Origin of the sequence: Bythopirellula goksoeyrii (assembly GCF_008065115.1) — a bacterium.
Lineage (GTDB): Bacteria > Planctomycetota > Planctomycetia > Pirellulales > Lacipirellulaceae > Bythopirellula > Bythopirellula goksoeyrii.
This window is the reverse complement of the sequence record NZ_CP042913.1, coordinates 4,447,101-4,470,716: the sequence shown is the minus strand read 5'-3', so window position 1 is coordinate 4,470,716 and position 23,616 is coordinate 4,447,101. Positions and strand designations below refer to the sequence as shown.

Here is a 23,616-nt window from a genome sequence, read left to right as displayed (position 1 = left end):
TTCACCCGTTCATTCAAGCTTTTCAGATGGAGTTTTGTCATGTCCAGGATTACTGCTGGCCGCCAGCGTGGCTTCACCTTGGTAGAGCTTTTGGTGGTTATTGCCATCATTGGCGTGTTGGTGGCATTGTTGCTGCCAGCGGTGCAGGCGGCACGCGAGGCCGCACGGCGGATGTCTTGTGCGAATAACGTGAAAAACGTGGCCTTGGCAATCCATAATTTTCATGATTCTCGAAAGCACCTTCCCTTTGGTATCAACTACAACACGAACTTCGGGCGCGAGGTTTATCGGACTGCTTCTGGAGATTCACCTGCTGCGGTATCGAAGTACGTGGCAGGTAAGAATACGAACGGCAAAGGGTGGATCGTGGATGTGCTCCCGCAGCTTGAGCAACAGGCCATGTACGACGGCATGAAGCCCGGATTCGATCCGTCGAATCCCGACAATCGATTTATCGTCACAGCGACCAATGGTCGCGGGATGGGTCGACCTGAAATTCGTCAGTATATGGAGCGGCAATTGCCCGTGTTGACGTGTCCTTCAGATCCCTCAGCAACCCCTAGGGAGGGTAACTATCACTGGGAACCTGCGCTGACCGCAGTCACTAGCTATAAAGGTGTGGCTGGCGATACGGCACTTGGTAATGTCTTTGGTGCAGATGGTTTGTGGAGCAATGCCCAATGGGGTAGTGTTCCCGATTGTTTTGAGACTTTGGGCTGCAATGGGCTTTTCTGGAAGATGAGCTACTACGATCCCATCCCTTTTAAACGCATCAGCGATGGACTCAGCAATACGTTGATGATCGGCGAAGCAGTAGCCGAGCAGGACTTGCACGGAGCTGCCTATTTCTCCGATGGCGACTGGGCTGCTTGCAACATGCAATTGAACTACTTTTCCCCGCCGGAACTAGTTCGGGACAATTGGTTCGACGTCCGCGGTTTTCGCAGTCTTCATCCTGGTGGTGTACATTTTGCAATGGCAGACTCCTCAGTCCATTTTGTGAACGAAGGAATCGATCATAACGTTTATCGTGCGTTGTCTACCAAGGATGGCGGTGAATCCACAGGCCTTAACAACTGATTGATTATTCCTAGATTTGTCTCATAATCAGGACTTGCCGCTTTGGTTTGTGAATCCAGAAGTGTGGCGTCTTTTCGGCAGGCCTATCTATGGGAGAATCAGTAGTTATGAAAAAGATTTTCAGATCTTGCGAACGAAGTCTAAGCGTAGTTCTTTGTGTCATTGGCGCTCTGCTGCTAGTTGGGTGTGGAGGTAAACCGGCCAGTGTATCGGGCACAGTGACTTTGGATGGCAAACCCCTGGAGCGTGGAGTGGTAGGTTTCGCGCCTGTGAATGGTGGGATGCGTGCTGCGGGAATGATCCAAAGTGATGGTAGTTATGTACTCAGTACCAATCGAGATTCCGGCCTGGAAACGGGTGATTACTTGACGACTGTTTCCTCGCGTGAACCCGGGACCGTGCCTGCCCAGGGAGGACCGCCGATGCCGGGCCCCTACATCACACCCAGACGCTATGCAATCTCTAGTACCTCGGGGTTGCAATTCAAAGTGGAAAAGGGAAGCAACACGATTGATATCGAACTCTCATCTGAAGGATTGGATAACGCAGGTACGACAAATCGAAAACGTTAAGAGTAAAGTGGTCGTAGTATTGTGCTCTGACGCTTCGATGAACAAACGAATCTATATGAGGCATTTGATGACTTTATGCGACGGTTTTTCTCTGCGAGCCTCTCGCGTCGACTTCTTGCGACTCTTGCTCATTACGTCACTAGTGTCAGCAAGCTCGTTGACAGTCCACGCTGATCCTGCAGGTTGGGACCTTACTTGGAGCGATGAATTCGATGGCACGTCGCTCGATATCTCCAAGTGGGATCCGATTTACTGGAACACGCCCCATAATAATGAGCAGCAAGCCTATCGACCCGATCGAGCGACTGTCTCGGGTGGCAATCTCGTGCTGACCGCCGACCATGCTAATAACGGCGGGAAAGACTACACCTCCGGAAAAGTCGAAAGTAAGATAGCCAATCAGTATGGCCGCTGGGAAATTCGGGCGAAATTGCCCGGCACGCAAGGCACTTGGCCAGCCATTTGGTTATTGCCCGATACGAATACTTACCCTTGGCCTACCCAGGGTGAAATCGACATCTTGGAGAATCGCGGAAATCAGCCGAATCTCACGAGCAGTGCATTTCACTACGGAAATCAATGGCCACAGAATCAATTCCGATACAATGAACAGATTACCTCCAAGCTTGGTCAACTGGATAACTACCACGACGAGTTTCATACCTATGCTGTCGAGTGGGATAGCGCCAAGATCCGCTTTTTTGTGGATGATGTAAACTATTATACGCTCTATGATCAGGATGTTGGTGGGTACATCAGCAATCAAGCTCCAATGGAGGTTAATCTCAATGTAGCCGTTGGTGGCGACTTCCTGGGGGGTGCTCAACCCAACGGTTCAAGTGTCTGGCCGCAACAGATGCTGGTCGATTATGTGCGGGTTTATGAGAAGAGCCAAACGACGCAGAACATTCTCTTCAAGAACGGCGGATTCGAGGAGAATGGTGGCTCATTAGCTGGCTGGAGTACGTTTGGCAATGAATTGCAACCCAATCCCAACGTTCAAATTCACGACGAAGCAGTCGACGAAGGCATAGCGGCTTTGAAATTGTTTGGCCAGTTCAACAATCAGACAAACTACTCTGGAGTCACTCAGGGCATTTCGGTTTCGCCAGGTGATTCGATCTCCGCTTCTCTTGACGCTTATATCAGCTCAACTGATAGTATCGCAGGATCGGCAAATCAACTAGAAATGAAATTCGACTACTACAAGTCGTTTCATGCGAAGTATGGCAGTGGTGAGTATCTCAGTTCGAAGTCGATTATCATTGCCGATGGTTCCACGACGAACAATGCCTGGCTGGAGCACGTGCTTACGGATACAGTCCCCTCCCAAGCGGTAGAAGCCCGTCTCTCCTTAGTGTTTATTCAACCCAACAATCAGGGTGGTGCCGTTCACATAGATGATGTGAGTTTTGTGAACTTGAGCCTTGCCCCCAGCGCCGATGCCGACAGCGATGGAGATGTGGATGGTGCTGATTTTTTGTCCTGGCAACGAGGGTTCGGCACAACCGGCGCAACGTCCATTGGGGAAGGAGATTTCAACTTCGATGGCATGGTAGACGCTGCCGACTTGGACGTCTGGAATTCCCAGTATGGCGTTCCTCTCGATGTTGCCGCCACGGCGGTTCCTGAACCGAGTTCGGTGGTTCTCATGGTGGTAGTATACTTGTATTTTGCAGCATCGCGGATGAAATCACAGAAATCTGCAACTCTCGAAGTTTGCGAACTTTAGAATCCATATTCAGCTTTTTTCGAACTACGCGAAGTGCTCCCCCCCCTCAAAATCGGGATTGCGACTCAAGGACCGCTGTTTATAACATTAGTAATAATGCATCAACCTTGATTTCAAACCGTCCAGCAAGAAATACAACTCATGAAGCTTCTACGTGATTTTCAGGTTCTGTCCATCTTGGCGATGATGCCAGTCTTTGTCGAAAACGCTTCGGCCAACATCCTTTTGAATCCCGGATTTGAAATTGGGACTGGCGACGACGCGGACGACTGGCTTGAAGTTGCCGGACCGAGCGGCAGCACGACCCGAAGTAACGCCATGCCCAATTCGGGCAGTTTCTCCGCCTATATGATGGCGGACCATATCAACAATCCTGCAGCCCCCACCCCCTACGCCATCGAGCAGATTCAACCTGTGGGAAGTATTGACAATGGTCTGAATTACAATCTTTCGTTCTCTGCCAAAGTTGACTCGCTCAATTTCGATGGGTTTGATATGTTTTACCAGATCCTATGGCTTGACCAGGATGTTAGTGATGGCGGTGGTGTCAAAGGTGAGACGCTGACCCAACTGATCCCCGCCGGAATCAATACGAGTTATCAGTCGTTCGGGCTAATTGATATGGATGTCCCAAGCGGCGCCGACTCATTTCTGCTTCGCATCCAACTCTCTCCGGGTGCCGTCGGGGGCATCGCCAACGGCCTGTACGTAGACGACGTTAACCTCTCCCCTGTGACATCGGGCGGCCTACTGGGGGATTTTGACACGGATGGAGACGTGGATGGAGCAGACTTACTCAAATGGCAACGCGGGGAGACGACCCCCGCTTTAAATGCTACAGACCTTGCCAATTGGCAATTGAACTATGATATGCAGTCCCCTCCCATAGCCGCCAACTTAGCCGCGATACCCGAACCAAGTGCATTTTGCCTGCTGAGTCTAGGAGTTTACTCTTTGCTATGTCGCAATTTGAATAGAGCTTCATCTTGAGAAAGTATGTGCATTCTTGGCCGTGTTAGGTTCATCATCTCGTTGTGAATCCAAAAGCCTGGGGGAATTCCATTCGGTGGTTTGTCCTGTTCTTGCCATTGGTCGAAACTTTGTGCAGGGGTTTGGCTGCGTGATCAGTTAGAATCATTAGTGCAGCGCAGAAAATGAATCGCAAAACAATGTCACTCTATTGCCGTCGCTTACAAATGGAGTCTCTCGAACCACGCTGTCTGTTGGCTGGAGATACCTATCTCGTCAACTTCCAGTTTGATGAAGTTCTCACACCCACTCGGTACATCCGGGATGTGGGAGCCGTTTACAGTAATCAGGGAGGAGGACTGACCTACGGTTGGTCAAGCGATCATACCGACGTCTCACGTGATCGAGGCATCAATGCAGATCAGAGGCTAGATACCCTGATCCATTTTCACCAAAATCAAAAATGGGAGTTTGGGCTACCTAATGGAACCTACGAAGTCACCGTTTCTGTTGGGGACCCTGAATTCGCTAGTTCGTACACGCTCAATGTGGAGGGGGTGAATTTCTGGAGCAATTTGGCTCTTGGAATGAATGATTTTCGCGAGCAAATTCAGCAAATAACAATCGCCGATGGCCGGCTCACGATCGATCAAGGATCTGCAGCCGAGAAGGCTACTCGCATAAATTTTGTCCACATCGTCGGACTTCCCAGTGGCCCCAACTCCTCGCCTTCAGTCCCATCAATTACCGAACCTGGGGTGCCTGGGCAAGTTCTCAACCCGACCGATGTTCACATGGAATCGGTTGGGTTCTTCGATGTGGACGGCAACTTGCATAAATCATCCGACTGGGAAATCTGGCAAACCGACGTCTCCCCGCAGATTGTCTGGCAGACATTGGGCATCCAAGGAGTTGAGCGTTTGCACACGCATCTTGGGGACGGAGTATTCATTAATTCTCATGCAGGAAGAACGGATTTGCTGCCGAACGCGAATTTTGAACTTCGCGTTCGGTTTCGGGATGATGATGGTTCGGTGAGCAGTTATGCTATGCGCAATTTTCAGACTGGTTCGGCATCTGCAACATTTCCTCTGGAACTGGCAGATGTGGCGAATAGCCCCGTGCCCTCTTGGTCGGATGCTGACACGCCTGTGTCAGTAATCCTCCCTGCCGCAAGTCCTAATCAATCCGAACTACGTGTCGAATCCCAGGCAGGTGAGTTGCTTTTGAAGTTTATGGGGAACAACGGCATCTCGAACACCATGATTAACCCAGCGGAGTTAAGCGAGCATGTCAATGTTCGTGTAGCCATAGTGGCCGGTTCGAATGGCCTGATGCTCGAAAGTTCCAATCTTGATTTCAGTGATGATCACGGGGGCCCCCATACGATCTTCCTGCCGGAGATTAATTTGACTGCCAACCACCGACTCGATCTCTGGGTTTCCAGTGATGGATCTACGTACTACGGCTCAGCTGGGCAAACGTCCCCTGATTTTTCCAATCTGGCTCGTGCAAGTGAGACGTCAGTTGAAGTTCCCTTTACTGCGTTTCAGCCCGGTTATGTGGTGGAGGAGGTTGCAGGGGGGCTTCAGCTTCCGACGAATATCGCCTTCGTTCCCAATCCCGGGCCGAATCCTGGTGATCCTTATTTCTACGTCACAGAATTGTATGGCACGATCAAAGTAGTGACCCGCGACTTTAGTGTGAGCGATTACGCCACGAATCTACTAAACTTCAATCCGACAGGTTCCTTTCCCGGCTCCGGCGAACAAGGGCTCACTGGGATTGTTGTTGATCCTGTCTCAGAAGATGTCTTTGTGTCACGTGTCACGGCCACGAACCCCGCCGACCCTAATGGTGCCCATCATCCACAGGTCGTACGTTTTACTAGCAGTGACGGGGGCCTAACTGCTTCGAGTAGCACTGTCATTCGCGATATGATCGGCGAAAGCCAAGGGCAGTCCCATCAAATTTCGAACTTGACGATTGGTCCTGATGACGGATTGCTCTACGTTCACAACGGGGATGGATTCGATGCGGGTACTGCTCTGAATCTCGATTCCTATCGTGGGAAAATCTTGCGGATGAATCTCGATGGAACGGCACCAACCGACAATCCTTTCTACAATGCTGGCAATGGAATCAACGCGCGAGACTACGTCTATGCCTATGGGGTTCGCAATCCATTTGGAGGCGCCTGGCGAGCCGCCGACGGCGAGCACTACGAAGTCGAAAACGGACCTAGCACTGACCGCTTTGCCAGAATTCTTCGTGGTCAAAGTTATGGCTGGAATGGGTCCGACGCTTCCATGTCTATCAATGCCATCTATACCTGGGTTCCTGCTCATGCACCGGTGAACATCACTTTTGTTCAGAACGAGACTTTCGGCGGCAGCCAATTCCCACCTGACATGCGAGATCGTGCATATGTCAGTGAGTCAGGGCCGACCTATGCACTGGGACCGCAAACGCGGGGCAAACGAATTGTCGAATTCAATGTTGATACCGATGGCAATCTGATCGATGGCCCAACAACGCTTGTTGGATACACGGGCAACGGACGTGCAACTGTCGTCGGGCTCATCGCGGGCCCTGATGGCCTCTACTTCACCGAGCTCTACAAAGATCTTGACGCGGCCACCCCAATCGAGGCAGGGGCACGAGTCTTCCGCGTGCGATATGTGGCGCAGCAACCCGGTGACTACGACTATGACGGAGACGTTGATGGCCGAGATTTTCTGCAGTGGCAACGATCGTTCGGTTCGACGAGTGATCTCTCTGCCGACGGAGATCGCAGTCGTATCGTGGAAGGGAATGACTTGGGCATCTGGCAGAGTGCTTATGGATCCGGCCCGCTGAGCACTAGTGTGGTCGATATGTTACCTGCAGCCATGGCAACCGATCCGCTGAGTGGCTGTTCCGACAGCTTGAGCCCTGCGGTAATTGCAAATTTGGCCAGTGAGGGGATACCCGCAAGTTTGAACGGTGCCAGCGTGACTGGCTTCGAATCGCCAAGTACGACTCCAGACGAGAGAAGTGACCAAATAGAAGCTGTCGAGCACGCTCTGGAGCAACTCTACGCCCCGAATCTCTCTTCAAATCAGTTGGCAGAAGTCGCCAGCCCTATCGTACAGGAGAGCGATGATTCGACCTCCGATACAACGTGGGACGATGTCTGGGGCAACGATCTGGAAACCAAACTTTAACGCCGCTGGCAAGTCACTGCTGAGGAGCATCCCTTTGCGATCGCAATTTCTGAATCGAAGAGTTTGCCTACGGAGCGTACTGAATTACTTTAGGTCTATCTTGCTATCTTCCGGTCGATCCCGTGCAAGCTGATACTCGATTGGTTATTCCTGAAGATTACAAGGGTATGTGGTCTAGCCGTTTACCTGTTACCAAGTGTAACATGTCGTGATGAACGACGATTCAGTGGAATTGATCGCAGGCGACGATGATAAGCATGCATGCAACTACGTTGCCAATAAGCGTCGTTCCTACTTCATACTTCTTGTGTACTCTGCGATACTAGGCATCAGATCCTGCTTTCTTCCTGAAGAGGATACGTTGCTCGATTTCATCTTGGGATTGCCACTACTGATATTGGGGATAATGTGGTGCTATGTTGTTGCAGCGGAATGCGGGAATCGTATCGGGTGACTGACGCAGCTTGCCCTTGTGCTCGTGTTTCTTGTTGGCTTTCTAGTCTATATATTATTCGGACACGTGGCATTCGCGGCTTTCAGACGATTGTGTATGCTCTGATTCTTGTTGGTGTCATGATTGCCTGCATGGTTGCGGCGGAGTACGTGACATTGGTTATTGGTGAAGCAAATGGACTTTGGGATCTCAGTCCATGAGACCATGACTGTACATTTGCTATTGTTGATTACAGCGATATGTAACTTGGTTGAGTTATGCTTCGATCGAGATAGCTTCCTGACTCATGACACCTTTTTCAACAAAGGAATCAATCATGGCGGAAATTCCCGTTACATCTTTTAAAATTCACGCCGACGGCCTAGACCATCCGGAAGGCGTCTCGCGTGGTCCCAATGGCTTAGTTTACGCGGGTGGGGAAGCGGGCCAGATCTATCGGATTCAACCTGGCGGAACCGTGGAAATGATCGCCAACACCGGCGGTTTCATTTTGGGACTTTGTCTTGACGCGGAATGTAATGTCTACGCGTGCGACATTAAGAATAAAGCCGTCATGAGAATAGATCCCGAGGGCACCGTTGAAGTCTACTCAAATGGGTCCGACGCTCGGAAAATGATCACTCCGAATTACCCCGTCTTTGATACGGCGGGCAATTTGTATGTGGCCGATTCGGGAAGTTGGCATGAGAGTGATGGGTGCATTTATTGCATTCGACCAGGTGGAGTGACCGAAATCGCAAGTAGCGACTTTGCAGAGTTTCCCAATGGACTGGCCATCAGCCCTGACTCAAAGGAATTGTATGTAGCCTTGTCCAACGTGCCCAGTGTCGCGAAGGCGGATTTTCTCCCCGATGGAAAACTAGGTGCTCCTGAGATGGTAGTCGAGATGCCTCGTATCATTCCCGATGGTTTAGCGTTCGATGCTGAGTGTAATCTTTATATTGCCTGTTACACCCCAGATATTATCTATCGCTTTTCACGTGAGGGTAAACTCACCGTTTTCGCTGAGGATTGGGAGAGTACCACACTTTCATCGCCTACTAATGTGACCTATATAGGCGAACAACTTCAGACGATGGTTGTTGCCAGTCTTTCTCGCTGGCATCTGGCTCAACTAGATGTTGAAATTCCTGGTTGTCCTTTGAATTACCCTATCATAAACAAGTCAGGGGAATTTGTGTGAGGTTTGAATTGGCCCGCTGTTTTTACAAAACGCTGTGCAGCCTAGCACTCTTCTCTATCGAGGTCGCTAGATGCAACAGCCACCGTCAATTATATGGACTCCGCCTGTAGTAAATGTCGACTCATCTGAGGCGAGGTAAACGGCCAATTCTGCTACTTCTTCTGGTTTTCCGAGTCGGCCCATAGGTTGTCGCTCGACGAACGCGGCAAAAGTCTCTTCGAAGTTGCCATGATTTGCGATGCGCTCTGTGAGTGATGGACTGTGAATTGTTCCTGGGCAAATCGCATTGCAGCGAATGCCTAGTTTTACAAAATCGATGGCAATCGATTTGGTAAGTCCGATTACGGCTGCCTTGCTGGCACCATAAGCGAATCGATTGGGAAAGCCTTTTGTGCTGGATGCTACACTGGAAACATTAATGATGTTCCCTTGGCCGGCCGAGAGCATTAATGGTAAGAAGCTTTTGATAGTGCGATAAAAAGAGGTTACATTGATGTCGAACGACTTGGTCCAATCTTCCTCGGTGCATTGGAGAATAGTCCCTTCGTGGACATATCCTACGCAGTTGAACAGGATATCGACAGCTTCTACTTGGGCAGCGATTGCTGTGATGGCATCCTTGTCTCGTACGTCTAGTTGACGACAATCTAAACTTGGCGCTTTTTGTCTCAGGGCATCAAGTAGTTCCAAACTGATATCAGTCGCCACCACGCAAGCCCCTTCGCGATGAAAGGCCAAGGCAGTAGCTTTGCCAATTCCCTGGCCGGCCGCTGTGATAAAGGCTTTTTTTCCATCGAGTCGGTTCATTTGGGGCCTCAATTTGCGTTTTTTATTCAACGGCTTTGTGATGCTGATTTGCCATAAACGGATTCCATCAAGCCCTTCAGATAGCCAATCGCAAAGCTGTGTCCGATCATTCCGTATCCGTCGTAGTCACCAGACTCCGTCGCGAGAAGGGGAACATGATCTACTCGGATGAATCCCCCATAACCGATTTCTCGATAGGTCTTGATGACCTTCAGCATGTCGTTGGCACCATTGTCAGGAAAAGTTTCATGAAAATCAGTAGGCGTACCAAAGATATCACGAAAATGCGCGAAATGAATGCGATCTTTGAAATGTCGAATGGTTTCGACAAGGTCGCACCCCATTTCAGCGAAGCAGCCTTGACACAATGTCAATCCATTCACCGGGGAATCGACGATACTCAACAGACGATCAAAGTTTGCCACATTTCTCATGATGCGTGACAGATTGCAGAGAGGCGATAGGGGAGGGTCGTCTGGATGCATCGCCAGCAGGACTTCTTCTTGTTCGGCGACAGGTACAATGCGTTTTAAGAAGTATTCTAAGTTATCCCACATCTCTTCATCGGTTGTGGGCTGCTCATCGTGAACGATGTCCTCATCTCGTAGATCGGCTTCTCGATACTGACTCGTATAAGCACCGCCACGCTCCTCAAACACTGTTGAAGTACGCACGACCATCGCAGCACTTGTGACTTGGGGCATAAAGTTATAACACAACACACGAATTCCCAATCGCCCCATATTTCTTATCGACTGGATGTACTCTTCGATCTGTTGATTGCGCCTGTCCTTGGCCAATACAATTTGATCGATTACCGGTCCCCCCTCGATTACTGAAAGACGAAGTCCATTTTTTTGAACTAACTCTTTGACAGCCGAGAGCTCTTCGAGAGTATCGGGCATGCCCTGCATACTGTAGTACACAAAGTCATCGACGCCGAGCTGTTTGATGAGCTTTAGGTTTGTTTCGTTAAACTGTTTGGCCACGCCGGCAACTTGCATATTCTGTTTTCCAACGTACGCGTGATATTAATCTTGAACACTTCCACCGATTTCCAGGCCTATGCCTCCATCAATCCGTATGGCCTGGCCAGTGATAAACGAAGAGAGGTCACTCAGCAAGTAGGTAACTAACTGGGCGATCTCCATTGGCTCGGCAATTCTTTTCGTGAGATACATATCGCGACATTCCTGCAGAATGGCTTCTTGGTCGGGTAGTTCTGAAATCGCATCGGCCAACATGGGAGTATCGACTGTGCCCGGACAAACTGCGTTGCATCGGATCGAGGGAGCATGGTCGACAGCGATTGCCCTGGTGAGACCGATAATGCCCGCTTTACTAGCGCAATAAGCAGCGACGCGTTTTTGGCTCATAAAACTCTGCACGCTTGCGACGTTAACAATCGAACCCATTCCCGCGGTAAGCATGTGGGGGACAACTTCACGTGCACAAAAAAAATAGGATTTTAGATTAACGTCCAGCACGCGATCCAATTGCTCATCGGTCGTTTCAACTACAGTTCCATAGTGGCCAATGCCTGCATTGTTGACAAGCAAAGTTGGCAGGCCAAGTTGCTCTGTAATCTTTCTGATTGCCTCACGTATCAATGAAGAATTACTGACGTCCAATTCATAGGCAATACATTCTGACCCTGCCTCGTGAGCCAATGAATTTCCCAACTCGTAGTCGAGATCTAAGATTGCGACTTTGGCTCCTTGCTCTGCGAGAATCTGAACACACGCTGCTCCTATTCCTTTCGCACCTCCTGTTACGATGGCAGTTCTGCCTTGAAGTCCGGGATAGGTTTGGCTTGCCATGTTGCTATTCCTGATAGGTAAAACTTACCCCGTCGGCATTGCTGGAAATATCAAGCAATCGATTGTCAAAGCGAACATTTAAGAGCTTTCCTTTAAAACCACGGTCGATGTCCGCTTCGTAGAGTTTCAATTGTTGGTCTGCTTGGGGTCGGAAGCCGAAAAGGGTACCTATTATCATCTCAGCAAAAGCCCCTCCGCCTACACTCTCACGCATGCAGGCCCCACGCATGGCAATACGGACCGGTGCATCGCGATCGCCGCGATCTTCGCCGTAGAACTCTCGTGACTGACCATACACACCTTCATACAACACATCTTGCGTGTCGCAGAGAAATTCGAAGGCGGGTTTCCAGGCACCCAGGATGCACATCGATTCAGCAGTTAGCGCTGGCCATGCGTCATAAGCTCCCATCGGTCCATGGTCGGGGCGATCCGACTCGGCAGCCGCTTTGTCCTTCGGAGACATGGCACGCATCCAGTGATCTGTCAAAAGTTCGCGTTCGACAAAATCGACCATTTCTTCTTTCATCCGAGGTGTCAGATCCACAGGCATGAAACGGCCGATACAGACAAAATCGTAACAGTGCCGAAGTTCCACGCGGTCTCCATTTCGGTGCAAGGCGTACCAGACACCTTCGCCTGGTTTATACAGGTCAAGCACCGACAGTGCGAACTCGTTTGCCCAATCTCGAAGTTGATCCGCTCGCTTCATGTTCCCATGTTGTTCGTAGAAGTCAGCTGTGGCACGCATCATCCACACATTGGCCGCGTTAAATGAGGGAACACGATGAATATAGGCCGGTGCGCATTCCAATAGATTTCGATTTTCGCCATAATCGGCGAGCATCACGCTCTTGTCGCGTTGCAACTTTTGCCAATTGGTAGCCAAAGAATCAAGATGCTCTAGGACGGTCTTGACGCCAACCTTTTCGTCAAGAAAAGCCATATCGCCCGTCACATTGAGATACTCAGTTACAAATGTGAAGATTGTGGAATCGTTTGCTGCGTACCAACCCTCCCATTGACGACCATCATCCATTCCGAAGACAGGGCCTTTGTGAGGGTCACAGGAGAGAAATAACTTAACGTGCTCCTTCATGCCTTCGGGTTCAAGCAGAGCAAAAACCTTGGACCACATGGAAGTGTCCCAGAAGAATACGACACCTTTGTCTCGCTCTCCGCTAGTGACAAACACACGGTCGCACATGGCCATATTAGTTCGGTGAAGAACTAAGAGCGTGAGAATGCTGCGATAATAGATGTCGCTTAGTTTTTCGTTTGAAGTGACGAGGGTTGGCAACCAACCCGAAAAGTGGTCATTCTCAGGATCAAATACATCGTTCCAACGATCCTGCCAACGTGACTTCACTGTGTTCCAGGTTTCCTCAAAGTTGGAAGCCCAGGCAGTTGCCTTATTGACTGTTTCTTGTGATGGAAACTTCTCGGTATTTTGACCATGAGACATCACAAGCCGTACTGTTGCAGTCTCGCCGGGTTTCAGCTCTCGAATCCATCTCGCTCTAACTGCACCTGGCAATCCTTCAATCTGATCAGGCTGGTCGGCGAAAGCGTGGACCATTTCTAGTCTTGACTTCGCGCTTTCAGGTTCTGGAGTGGAATCGCCAAAAGCGTGGGCAGTTTCAAGTTTCTGGTCGTCTGACTCATACGCGACGATCGGTTCCTCAGTGTCAGAGAGCTTGATCCCAGGGACCTCCAATAGAAGTTCTACCGACTGATCTTCGTTCGAGCTATTCGACACCTTTAATTTATAAAATAGCCCAGCTCCTTCAAACTGCATGCGAACCGTGGTTTTCAGATCGAGACCCTCGATGCTGTGTCTCCTAACAGCCTGATGGGGATACCATCGGCACGTCGTAGAGTCGTACTCAATGCCATTGACCTTTAACTTCAAGAGAGGCAAAGTCAAATAGCGAAACCAGCGAGGACCCGTTGGCCAATCAAATAGTTGTCCGTCAGGATTGTAATTCACACCCACGAGGTCCGGCGCGCATGCGGCCATGTCATGAAAGTTGTGCAGTGAAGGCATGTGGGCGATTTGGTCCACTTCAAGCCATTCGCTGGCCATTTCGTCAATGCTCGGAACTGCTGATTGGTTGTTAGTAGATTCAGCCGGCAAGCGAGAGTCCATTTGGGTGACCAAAGCGATTGACGAAATCAGCATCAACCGATAGAGCATTCTATGATGGGGATTGATAAGAGTCATAGGTCATTTACTTTCTAGGGAGCTTTTGATGAACGCCTTGATAACCTTAGCAGGACGCTGACCGAGATTGACGAGTTTGTATGATTTGGCAGCAGCAGGAACGACGAAGGTTTCAGCATAGTAGAACTGTTCGACCATGCCTTGGTGAGTCAAAATTTCTAGAGAAGAGCCTTCTACTAACATAAGTACATGAGGAGAACCATCTGTGTGGCCCATAACCTCTGATTCAAATTCATAGCGATGAACGTCATAAAAGTGGTCAGAATGTGTTGGCAAGTGAACAATACGCCAGTCCTGTCCCTGGTCGATGATATGGGGTTGGCTTATCAATTGCCGCCTTGCTTCTTCGCCTCTACGATCGAAATCCAGGTTTTCGAATGCTCGCGCAATATTAAGAGGTCGGGCAACTCCGTCGAGGCCCAATCTCAACCAATCATACATTTTAAAGGTGAAAATATATGGTGTTGCACTTATCTCTAGCACCAGAACGTTTTCTCCCGAACAGTGAATGGTACCGTGAGGTATCAAGAGAAGGTCATGCTGACGGGCCGACACGGTGTTGACGAATTGTTTCACATCCACGGGAGTAGAATTTGTGAAACTGCTATCTAGTTGAGTCCGAAATGTTTTAGGGTCGATGGTCTGTTGGAAACCCAGGTAGACTTCAGCACCTGGTTTGCAATCAAGAATGTAGTAGGTCTCATCTTGAGTGAAAGGCTCGCCAAAATGCTCCTTGATGTATTCTGGGCTGGGATGACACTGCAGTGAGAGATTACCTCCGTCGAATGTATCCAGAAAATCGAACCGAATGGGAAATTCATAGCCAAACTGATCAGCACTTCTGCCAAGGATTTCGCGATGGTTGTGGTACATGAACCAATCAAAAGAGACTTCAAGCGAATACTCTCCATCAGTAAATGCCAGTCCATTTTCAGGCGTGATCAACTCGAATGACCATGCATAGTTTGGTTCGTGCTGGGGTAGCTGCGGAACGATTTCCTTGAGTCGCTGCCCACCCCATGGTCCAGCTTCGAACCACGGTCTTGCTCGAAAGACATTCTGACTCATTCGATTGAATGCATCTCGAAGTACTGCCCCGGCAACAAAGGTGGGTTCCGTGGGGCGTTGGCCGTCAACAAACCAATCTACTCTGTCGAGGATAGTCTGCTTGTGACGATTGAGTACTTGCCAATCTACAAAGTAGAACTGCTTATATTGCTCTTTAGGAGTGAGGGGGCTCGGCGATCCAAGATTTCGCACCCTTCCAGCACGGGATCGATACTGAAGCTCATTCTTGGGTAGATCCACGTAGAGCAGAGGACCTTTCCATTGGGCAAGAAAAGCCCCGCAACCGTACAGAATCGAAAGTGAACAGTCTGGATCCGGCTGAAGGGATTTCAGTTGGTCTGGATCAAAGTAGTCCTGAAGAGAGCCTGGAAACCTCTTGCCGAATAGCGGGTCGTCGCCACCAAGATAGGGTTTGACCAGCGCTTCAACCATCGAAGGTGGCTTCATAGCTTGTGATACATCAATCCAGATTGTCTGAATATTCCTCGAGGCAAAAGTCGCTTGGAGTTGTTCTCGAAATGATTCCCAGAATATTCCAACAAAGCCGTCAATGCGAATCTGACTGTAAGTAGTCAATAGGTCAGCTAGAGATTCAAAGCCGAATCCCACGCAACCACCTTCCAAGGAAAAATCCGGGAATAGTCGATAGGTTTCCGCCAAGCCATTGCTTGGGTTTGAGGGAGAAAGAATCTGCTCGGTCTTGCGAAACGAGCCAGTCTTTTTCGTTCTTTCCGAGGAGTGTATCACGTTGGCTAATTATCTTTCTTTTTGTCCACGCCTTGTGGAACATCCACTGCCAGAATAGGCAATCTCTAAGATACCAATTCATGGCCCAAACTCAATACATTTAGCATTGTAAGAAGAGTCCAATCAATGAAAATTGAGTTGCAAAATGATGGTGCTTATTGTATGATGGAGAACCTGTGACTCATCATGTAAAATACATTTCTCTTCCCGGCTCTTAGTTGAGTAAACGCCCATGATCACCTGGCTCGACGGTATCGATCCTAAGAAGCCTCGCTCAAAACAGGTATATGAAGCCATTCGTGAGCGTATCGAGGGGGGGCAGCTCGCTTCAGGAGCCAAGCTTCCGACAGAGCTGGAGTTGATGCAGCATTTCAATGTCTCACGGACTACCATCTCGCGTGCTTTGCGGGATCTGGAGCTGCAAGGGTTCATCCGTCGTAGGCGAGGATCAGGCACCTATGTGAAAGAAATGGCAGATGCAGTTGAGCAGTATGACTTAGCTTTTTTCATGCCTTGGATGGAGTCGGGAGTAGCATTGCCCTACGTGGAAGGATTGATTCATCAGGGACTAGCTGACTTGGCCTCTCGCCGGCATTCAACGCTGTTGCTCAAATGCCTGTCAGGTGATGGGTCATTCAAAGAACGTGTTTTGAACACAACGAGGTCCTTGATCGATTTAAGAGTTGATGGAGTTTTCTACTACCCGGCTGAATTGCCTGGCGACCAAATGCAGTTGAACCGAGTCGTCGTGGATATGTTGGCTGAAGCTGGCATAAGCGTGATCCTGATTGACCGAGACATCGCTTCATTCCCGAATCGTAGTGAATTCACGCGAATTGGATACGATAATCGTCGGGCTGGCGTGATTCTTACAGAGCATCTAATTCGAAGAGGCTGCCACCGAATAGCTTTCGTAGGAATACCCGAAATATCAACGGCTGTGGCTGATCGACTAGCAGGTTACTTTGAAGCACATCGGATGCACGATATGAGTGTGGATAGTGAACTGGTGCATATGGTCGATGAATACGAGCTAACACGCTCGTTCTGCGAAGACCTAATGCAAAGTGCCAAGCCAGACGCTATCATTAGCAAGATGGATCGGTTTGCAGCTTTGATCGGACGTCATTTGATCGAACAAGGGCTGCAGATCGGTCAGGATGTGAAAATGGCAGGCTTTGATGATGATCCGATAGCGGAATTGTTGCCGGTAACGCTGACCACTATTCGGCTTCCGATTCGCCCCTTTGTTAAAGCCGCGTATGAAGCAATGTTGGACAACTTGAGTGGTTCAGATAAGAGTGCCAGGCAAATTATCGTTGACACCGAACTGGTGGTTCGCAGTTCGACGGACTTTAGATCTGAGCAAACATTTGAATTGGCCCATTCAACCGCTTCAGAGTAAATCTTTTCAACAACGGGCTAAACATCACCAAATGGACTACCTCCTATGGGCGAACAAATAGTGATCGGTATTGATGGAGGTGGAACGCGCTTACGCGCGGCATTGGTTTCTCTCGAAGGTGAATTGCTTGGACTCGGGGAAGCGGGGACAGGTAATTATCATGATGTCGGCTTGGATGAAGTGCGACACAACATTGAGTCGGCTATTAACTGCGCTTGGTCGGATTCGCAAATGGTCCCTCGGCAGGCCAAGTCTATATTCTTGGGACTGGGCAGTATCGTCACCAAGGAAGATCAGGAGAACATCCAAAAGATCGTTCAAGAATTGGAGATTGTTCCGGAGGGTGCAATCGGAGTTGATCATGATCTGCGTGTCGCCCTGATGGGGGGGGTAGCAGGTGAACCGGGGATCGTTCTGATTGCTGGCACAGGTTCATCGAGCTACGGTCGGGATAAAGAAGGCAACAGTTGGCAGGCAGGTGGCTGGGGACCAATACTGGATGATCCAGGCAGTAGCTACTGGCTGGGGCGTCAAGCGATGATTGCGGCTTTACGCGACTTTGACGGCCGGGGGAAACCAACTTGCCTGCGAGAGCGCGTTGTGCAGGCACTGGGACTCTCCGCGATGCATCATATACTCCGTCGAGTAGAATTAGAAGGAATGAAACGTACCGAAATCGCAGTGCTGGCACAGCTAGTGACATCATCGGCGGCTGAGGGTGATGAAGTTGCCTGCAGCATTATTAGGAGAGGGACTGAAGAACTAGCCATGATGGTGGCAGCAGTTGCAAACAAACTGGTGAATCTGCAGTCCTTGTCACAGATTCCGGTTGTCGTGACTGGTGGCTTGACCAACGCTGGCGAAGTCTTCATGAGTCCACTCTCAGAAGCTTTATCGCGCAGGCTGCCTCAAGCTAGTCTGAAAGAGTCCTTGCTGCCGCCCGTATTGGGGGCGGCGCTGCTGGCTAGTGAGTTGACTAACAACTCGATGAAGTCGGACGTGTCGGAACGGCTCATGGCAGCGTACTCCGCTAACAGAGAAGCATGCACTGTCAATTGAGTGGTACGGCCCATTCTGACTCGATCCGCTGAGGAAGAATCGCTTGTTCCGCCAGGGTGGATGATTTCGAGAGAATTGCTATGTCGCTGCATTCAGAGTTTTCAATTCGTAATGCGGACAGGGATGACGCCAAAGCGGTCAGGATGTTGCTCTCCTCGCCAAATGATGCGTTTGAAACTCAGTTGGTGGCCGTGTGTGGCAACCCGTCTCGAATCGTTGCGGCAGGGGGATTGACCAAGAGTGAGCGGCCAAAGCCACTCGTTGGACCTGGAATAGTGCTGCAAGTCATCGAATCTGCTCGCAGTCGTGGGATTGGAAAAGCACTGCTGCAGCGACTCGTTGATCGTGCGATGCAGCGAGGTGCAGAAGCAGTTTACGCCACACAGAAGGTGGCTACTGATAGCTGGGAAAAGAGGGCTTGGGAAGCACTTGGGTTTTCGGCGTGCGAGACCGTTGAGTACCATGAGCTACCGCTTGAAGAGTTCGAGAAACAACTCGCTCCGCTATATGATCGCATGCATCAACGAGGAAAAATTCCAATCTCTGCTAGAGTACATCATTTGTATGAGGCGGATCTTGTCGAAGTTGCCAAGTTGCACCTTGCAGAACTTGGTGGCGATCTCTCTTCACTCATGAAAAAACTGAGCGGAGAAGTCCCAGGTTCTTTTGCGCCGTGGTATTCTCGCGTTTTAACATTCGACGACCGGATAGTTGGATGCATTCTTGCCCATCGCAAATCGCACGACATTATTCATGTTGACGCGAATATCATCTCGCCGGAAGTTCGCGGAAGATGGGCAAATGTCATGCTTAAGCTTGAAGCAACGCGAGGTGCCGCTGAGCGTGGAGTCAAGAAGTTCGTATTTACCACGTTCGATCACTATACTGATACCCGTAGTTTCACAGCGAGGATGCGCGGCGAAACGGTGAGAAAACAGGTGTTGATGTACCTTCCACTGAAGTCTTCTAGTGAGACTGTCGCCGAAGTCGAATGACTTCCTTTCCCTGTTTCCTGCAAGACTCGGCTCGGTTCGAATCATTAAGCTGATGTTTGTAGACATACGCCATCCAGCGGTAGGGAGCTGCAGCCCTTGGTTCGACTGCTGCCCAAGTGCGCAGAGCTCCCAAAGCGTCTTGCGGCTTGTCCAGATAGTGCAGGGCAACTCCCAGGTGATAATGTGCTTTTCCTTGTTGCCTGTTCTTGTCGATTGCGTCTAGTGCATGAAGTGCTGCTTCTTCGTACCGACCGAGATGAAGTTTGACGCTAGCCAGACCGTCGAGAGCCTGGGCCGAGGGTCCTTCCGCTGCAATTGCTCCCAGGTACGCTTTTTCAGCGGCGGCGAAATCACGTCTTCGCAATTGAATATTCCCTTCCAGGAGGTAAGCACCAGGGTATTCTACTTTGCCACGTCGCGTGCAGGCCACTTCCTCCAAGGCCGTATTATACCGGCGATCCGCAAAATCATTGGCTGCCGCAAGGAGGTATAGCCGACGGCTCTCAATGCCCTGACACATCAGTGAATTGATTTCCTGTCTAGCAGCACCAAATTGCCTTGATCTATAAAACGCCTCAGCGAGAAGAAAATGAGCTCTGCTTGAGTCGCTATGTAATCTGGTACTGTCTTGGAGGACTGAAATTGCATTATCAATCAATCCAGCGTCAAGTAGAGAAATTGCCCGATTCAATACAGTCGTAAGTCGACAGCGATTCACCGACGCTTGGGCTGCGATCTCAAGTGGATCGACGTACCCCAATTCTGTCAGGTAATTCACTTCACGGGTCTCATGAGATTCGGGAGGCAACTTCTCGTGAAATTCATTTGAATCGGACTGTCCCAAAGTCTGTTTGCTAGATGATTGGCTTTCCCAAGTTTCGACAGAGGTCTTGGCTATTTCAGGTTCGAAGAGTCTCACCAATGGGCGACCGCCCATATCCTCGCCGAATGGCAATCCAAACATGGCCAAGATCGTGGGAGCCAAATCTAGTACACTTCCAAGAGCTGGACTTGCTAGTTGTCGCACTCCAGGACCGCTTATCACGGCCATGCCGGTGCCAAGAGTCGCAGATCCAGCTACCTCTAAACTTGCTACTCCCGCTGTAGAAGGAGTTACAGCTTGGGTCCCAGCCGGAGAGACCACTATTACGTGAGTCGTATCGTCAACCTGTGACAAGATTTGCCCGAGCAAGAGATCATGGTGCTCATAACTGCCCGTGATTAATCGATCACATATTTCACCTGTTGTTGGTGACATCTTTCGAAGCCACTCGGCAAGTTGATGTGCGCGGCGAATCCCGGGAAAAACACCAGCGGTAAAGTCCCAGGGCTGCGCATCAAGACACCACCGGATTGAGCGGAACAGTGTCGCCGACTGCGCAAGGATATCTCGACATACAGCCTCCAATCGAGAATATTCACGGAGTCCTACGATATGATGAGGAAGCAGCTGCGTAAGTGCAATCTCTTCGGCATCAATGGAGCTGACTCGCCGTTCAGATATGTGTGACTGTGCCTCAGGAGGCAGCACTGCTGAGCCATCCTCTTGAGAGAATGACGGTGATGCTGGTTGAGCAAGAGCAAACCGATCTGAAACGAAAATCCCCGCCAGCGATTCGGCAGGATGCGAAACCGGCCAACCGATAACATGGGTCCGCATCCCCTTGCGGTGGAGCATGCTCCACAGAGCACTTGATTCTCTATTGAGACGTGAGACGGGATGTAGCTGATTGGCACTGGCAGATGGACTAAACTCGTGAAGCACACCGTGCTGGTGAGGACGTTTTCCTGTGGCCAGAGATGTCCATGCTGCTTCAGGAAAAGCAGGCCGGGGCACAGTAAGCTCAAGACATGCTCCCTTTTCGAGCAGGGATCCCAAATTTGGCAGCTGCCCCTCTGCCAAAAGTGTACGAAGAGCCCCCAGCTCAACGCCATCCCAGCCAATGAGCAACAACCGATTAGCCAATCGGGTGGCGTCGCCCATAGCTTTTTCATCCTTCGGGATTGGTTCCTGATGCAGGTCCACGCAAGAGATGTTCTCAGGATCAGTGTGCGGCGTCTACTGCTTGGGGCATCTGCCCGGGAATAGTCTTCGTGCCGCGAATCCGCTCAGCAAGCAAAAGCCGCCCACAGCGGCCGTCAGGAGTGATCCTGGTTCAGGAATAGCTGTGGCATTGGCTAAAAGTGGTGTGCCGTAATTTGATTGCCATTGTGTGAGAGCTGCAGGATCCAAGGGAGGTGTAGTGTTTCCCCTTTGCCAAAAGAGGAAATCGGCCCCATCGACATCGTTGTCGCCATCAAAATCGCCAGGTTGGCCAATGGGCGTACCAATATCTCCGGCTTCGATAGCGACACCCGGTGTAGTTTCGTAGGCCCAGCCAGTGACGGTACCGGTGGCATCAGCATCATTGTCGATTTGAATTCCAATCCACCCATACCACCATTGATCTGGCATGGTATTGAACCCGCTAGTAGCGTCGTTAAGATCGACTCGGACACCGACGAAGCGTTCTTCACCATTATTGCCAGTGAAGTCATCAAGATCCGGGAATTCCGGTTGTTGTCCAAATGGCAGGGTTACCGCAGTTCCTTCGTTGATATCGATCTGTCCTTGATCTTCGTCGATCAACCGATTAGCTCGGATCGTAGTGCTACCGCCAAGAAAACCAGTTCCCTCTTGAAAATCCCAAACCGTTCCGGCAACTAGGCTATCGGAACTAGCCCCGGTCGCTCCAATCATATCTCCTGCTCTTAATCCCACTGCGTAACCACCAAGATCATCAAAGCTATTGGTAAAAGCCAAGTATTGCGAATCACCGTTTTGCACGGTACCGTTTAAGGGAAAAGGTGCAAAGTTGTCGATTGGCAAGGGATTGGCGGCGCTCGACACATCGTTCTTATCAATCTGTAGATAATCAAGAATGGTGCCATTCAAGTCGACTCGGTCGTGGTCTATCTGAAAATCAACTTGACCATCCATGTTGAAATCGATGTCCACTTCCTGATTAATACCGATTGCTTGTGGGGTAGTGTTCGATACCACAGCTGCTTCGACTTGCGAAGCCAAGAGAGCCCCTGCGCCACCTGCTGCCATGTAATTCTGCAGCCGCCTATCTAGAGCTGATTGTAGTAAGCTCGCCTCTTTGTGGTATCCGGGAATGTCCATGCCGAATTCTCGCAAACGCATATGAATGAAAAACGAATGTGTTAAGACTACACAACACTGCAGAACGAAACCGACATAGATCGTTCCGCAGCGAAAAGGCTACTGTCATTTACAAAACAAGAATTAGGGCTGACTACTTGTTCCAGCCGCACTTAACTCGTCTCAATAGGCGACCTCCGAACAGGGCCGCTGCAGCAAAACCGGCTGTCATGATCGTCGCAGGTTCTGGAATTTGCCCTGCAATGATTCTGTTACCTGAGGTCTCATAGGCATATCCGACAACCGAACCCGTGGCGTCTGCTTCATTGTCGATACGGATTCCAATCCAACCGTAGGTAAGTGGATTTGGATCCCCTTGCAGTTTCATCTGAACTCCGAGGTAACGAACCTGACCACCCAGACCCAAAAAATTAGGACCGTTGGTAGGAATGGCAATATCACCAGCAGCGGTTCCTCCGAGTACCATGTCGACTTGTCCGGCATCTTCATCGATGAGTCGGTTGGCACGAATAATCTGGGATCCGTTGAAGCCGCTACCTTCCTGAAAGTCGAGATTCGACGTCGGCCCAATGGAGGTGCCTGCGGTGAGGGCTGCAGGATAATCACCTTGGGTGCCAGTTGGTGTGACGTATTTCGCATCAAAGGTACTATTGAGTGGATTTCCATTGGCGGGAAAAGTATCAAAGATTCCCGGGATGGCCAGTGGATTTGTTTCGCTCGTACTGTCGTTCTTATCTACTTGCAAATAGTCGACAGAATTACCACTTCCCAAGTCAACGCGATCATGATCGATCTGATAGTCAATTTGACCATCGCTGTTGAAATCAATGTTCACATCGCCATTGATGCCGAAGGGCTGTTCAGTCGTAGAGCCGACGATAACAGCCTGCGCTTTAGAAGAGAGAGCCGTTGCCATGGCGCCACCTGCAGCAAAGTAGGCCGCCAATTTTTCGTTAAGACACGATTTTGTATCGTCATCCACAGTGGTCGTTCGATCATTGTCAAATGTCAGATTCATTAGAGCACCTTCCAAGAAGATTGAGTAGTTTCGAAGCACATCAAAAAGGGTCGAAGCGAGTTTACAAGGCAATTGAAAAGTTTGGCGCAAATCCGCTGCCAACCTCTAGTA

The 23,616-nt window shown here is 50.1% G+C and carries 18 protein-coding genes; 10 read left to right on the top strand and 8 right to left on the bottom strand.

Going from position 1 to position 23,616, the window contains the following annotated elements; genetic code table 11:
* Positions 1–39: 39 nt before the first annotated feature.
* The 7 genes from Pr1d_RS17665 to Pr1d_RS17640 all read left to right on the top strand — a co-directional run bounded on the left by Pr1d_RS17665 (position 40) and on the right by Pr1d_RS17640 (position 9,196).
* Positions 40–1,080, top strand: a complete 1,041-nt coding sequence (locus Pr1d_RS17665; protein ID WP_148074762.1) for a DUF1559 domain-containing protein — start codon at positions 40–42, stop codon at positions 1,078–1,080.
* 107 nt (positions 1,081–1,187) lie between these two features.
* Complete coding sequence (locus Pr1d_RS25835; RefSeq protein ID WP_168205321.1) at positions 1,188–1,652, top strand: hypothetical protein; 465 nt, start codon at positions 1,188–1,190, stop codon at positions 1,650–1,652.
* A 67-nt stretch (positions 1,653–1,719) separates the two neighbouring features.
* Positions 1,720–3,384 carry a family 16 glycosylhydrolase gene (locus Pr1d_RS17660; RefSeq protein ID WP_168205320.1) on the top strand — a complete coding sequence of 555 codons (1,665 nt, stop codon included), beginning with the start codon at positions 1,720–1,722 and terminating at the stop codon, positions 3,382–3,384.
* 141 nt (positions 3,385–3,525) lie between these two features.
* Positions 3,526–4,374 (top strand): carbohydrate binding domain-containing protein, encoded by an 849-nt coding sequence (locus Pr1d_RS17655; RefSeq protein ID WP_148074760.1) that lies wholly within the window; start codon positions 3,526–3,528, stop codon positions 4,372–4,374.
* A gap of 164 nt (positions 4,375–4,538) precedes the next feature.
* Positions 4,539–7,559, top strand: a complete 3,021-nt coding sequence (locus Pr1d_RS17650) for a PQQ-dependent sugar dehydrogenase (RefSeq protein ID WP_148074759.1) — start codon at positions 4,539–4,541, stop codon at positions 7,557–7,559.
* Positions 7,560–7,770: 211 nt separating this feature from the next.
* Positions 7,771–8,013 carry a hypothetical protein gene (locus tag Pr1d_RS26115; protein ID WP_148074758.1) on the top strand — a complete coding sequence of 81 codons (243 nt, stop codon included), beginning with the start codon at positions 7,771–7,773 and terminating at the stop codon, positions 8,011–8,013.
* Positions 8,014–8,329: 316 nt separating this feature from the next.
* Positions 8,330–9,196, top strand: coding sequence for an SMP-30/gluconolactonase/LRE family protein (locus Pr1d_RS17640; RefSeq protein WP_168205319.1), 867 nt, complete (start codon positions 8,330–8,332; stop codon positions 9,194–9,196).
* Positions 9,197–9,262: 66 nt separating this feature from the next.
* Here the strand turns inward: Pr1d_RS17640 and Pr1d_RS17635 are convergent, their stop codons facing one another.
* The 5 genes from Pr1d_RS17635 to Pr1d_RS17615 are packed head-to-tail and all read right to left on the bottom strand — an operon-like array spanning position 9,263 to position 15,862.
* Positions 9,263–10,003, bottom strand: a complete 741-nt coding sequence (locus Pr1d_RS17635; RefSeq protein WP_148074756.1) for an SDR family oxidoreductase — start codon at positions 10,001–10,003, stop codon at positions 9,263–9,265.
* Positions 10,004–10,029: 26 nt separating this feature from the next.
* Positions 10,030–11,007: a mannonate dehydratase gene (locus tag Pr1d_RS17630; RefSeq protein ID WP_148074755.1), complete on the bottom strand. Its 978-nt coding sequence runs from the start codon at positions 11,005–11,007 to the stop codon at positions 10,030–10,032.
* Positions 11,008–11,034: 27 nt separating this feature from the next.
* Positions 11,035–11,823: an SDR family NAD(P)-dependent oxidoreductase gene (locus Pr1d_RS17625; RefSeq protein ID WP_148074754.1), complete on the bottom strand. Its 789-nt coding sequence runs from the start codon at positions 11,821–11,823 to the stop codon at positions 11,035–11,037.
* A gap of 4 nt (positions 11,824–11,827) precedes the next feature.
* Entirely contained in the window at positions 11,828–14,047 is a 2,220-nt protein-coding gene (locus Pr1d_RS17620; protein ID WP_148074753.1) for a glucosidase family protein, read from the bottom strand.
* Between the two features lie 3 nt (positions 14,048–14,050).
* On the bottom strand, positions 14,051–15,862 hold the full coding sequence (locus tag Pr1d_RS17615) for a class I mannose-6-phosphate isomerase (RefSeq protein ID WP_210417759.1): 1,812 nt from the start codon (positions 15,860–15,862) through the stop codon (positions 14,051–14,053).
* Between the two features lie 232 nt (positions 15,863–16,094).
* Here Pr1d_RS17615 and Pr1d_RS17610 point away from each other — a divergent pair, with 232 nt between their 5' ends.
* The 3 genes from Pr1d_RS17610 to Pr1d_RS17600 all read left to right on the top strand — a co-directional run bounded on the left by Pr1d_RS17610 (position 16,095) and on the right by Pr1d_RS17600 (position 19,321).
* Positions 16,095–17,267, top strand: coding sequence for a GntR family transcriptional regulator (locus Pr1d_RS17610; protein WP_148074752.1), 1,173 nt, complete (start codon positions 16,095–16,097; stop codon positions 17,265–17,267).
* Positions 17,268–17,312: 45 nt separating this feature from the next.
* Complete coding sequence (locus tag Pr1d_RS17605; RefSeq protein WP_148074751.1) at positions 17,313–18,326, top strand: N-acetylglucosamine kinase; 1,014 nt, start codon at positions 17,313–17,315, stop codon at positions 18,324–18,326.
* A gap of 80 nt (positions 18,327–18,406) precedes the next feature.
* Positions 18,407–19,321, top strand: a complete 915-nt coding sequence (locus Pr1d_RS17600) for a GNAT family N-acetyltransferase (protein WP_148074750.1) — start codon at positions 18,407–18,409, stop codon at positions 19,319–19,321.
* Here Pr1d_RS17600 and Pr1d_RS17595 read toward each other — a convergent pair.
* The 3 genes from Pr1d_RS17595 to Pr1d_RS17585 form a co-directional block, all read right to left on the bottom strand.
* Positions 19,293–21,305, bottom strand: coding sequence for an alkaline phosphatase family protein (locus Pr1d_RS17595; protein WP_148074749.1), 2,013 nt, complete (start codon positions 21,303–21,305; stop codon positions 19,293–19,295). The genes Pr1d_RS17600 and Pr1d_RS17595 overlap by 29 nt on opposite strands.
* Before the next feature lie 75 nt (positions 21,306–21,380).
* Entirely contained in the window at positions 21,381–22,487 is a 1,107-nt protein-coding gene (locus Pr1d_RS17590; protein ID WP_148074748.1) for a hypothetical protein, read from the bottom strand.
* Positions 22,488–22,620: 133 nt separating this feature from the next.
* Complete coding sequence (locus tag Pr1d_RS17585) at positions 22,621–23,505, bottom strand: PEP-CTERM sorting domain-containing protein (protein ID WP_148074747.1); 885 nt, start codon at positions 23,503–23,505, stop codon at positions 22,621–22,623.
* Positions 23,506–23,616: the final 111 nt, after the last annotated feature.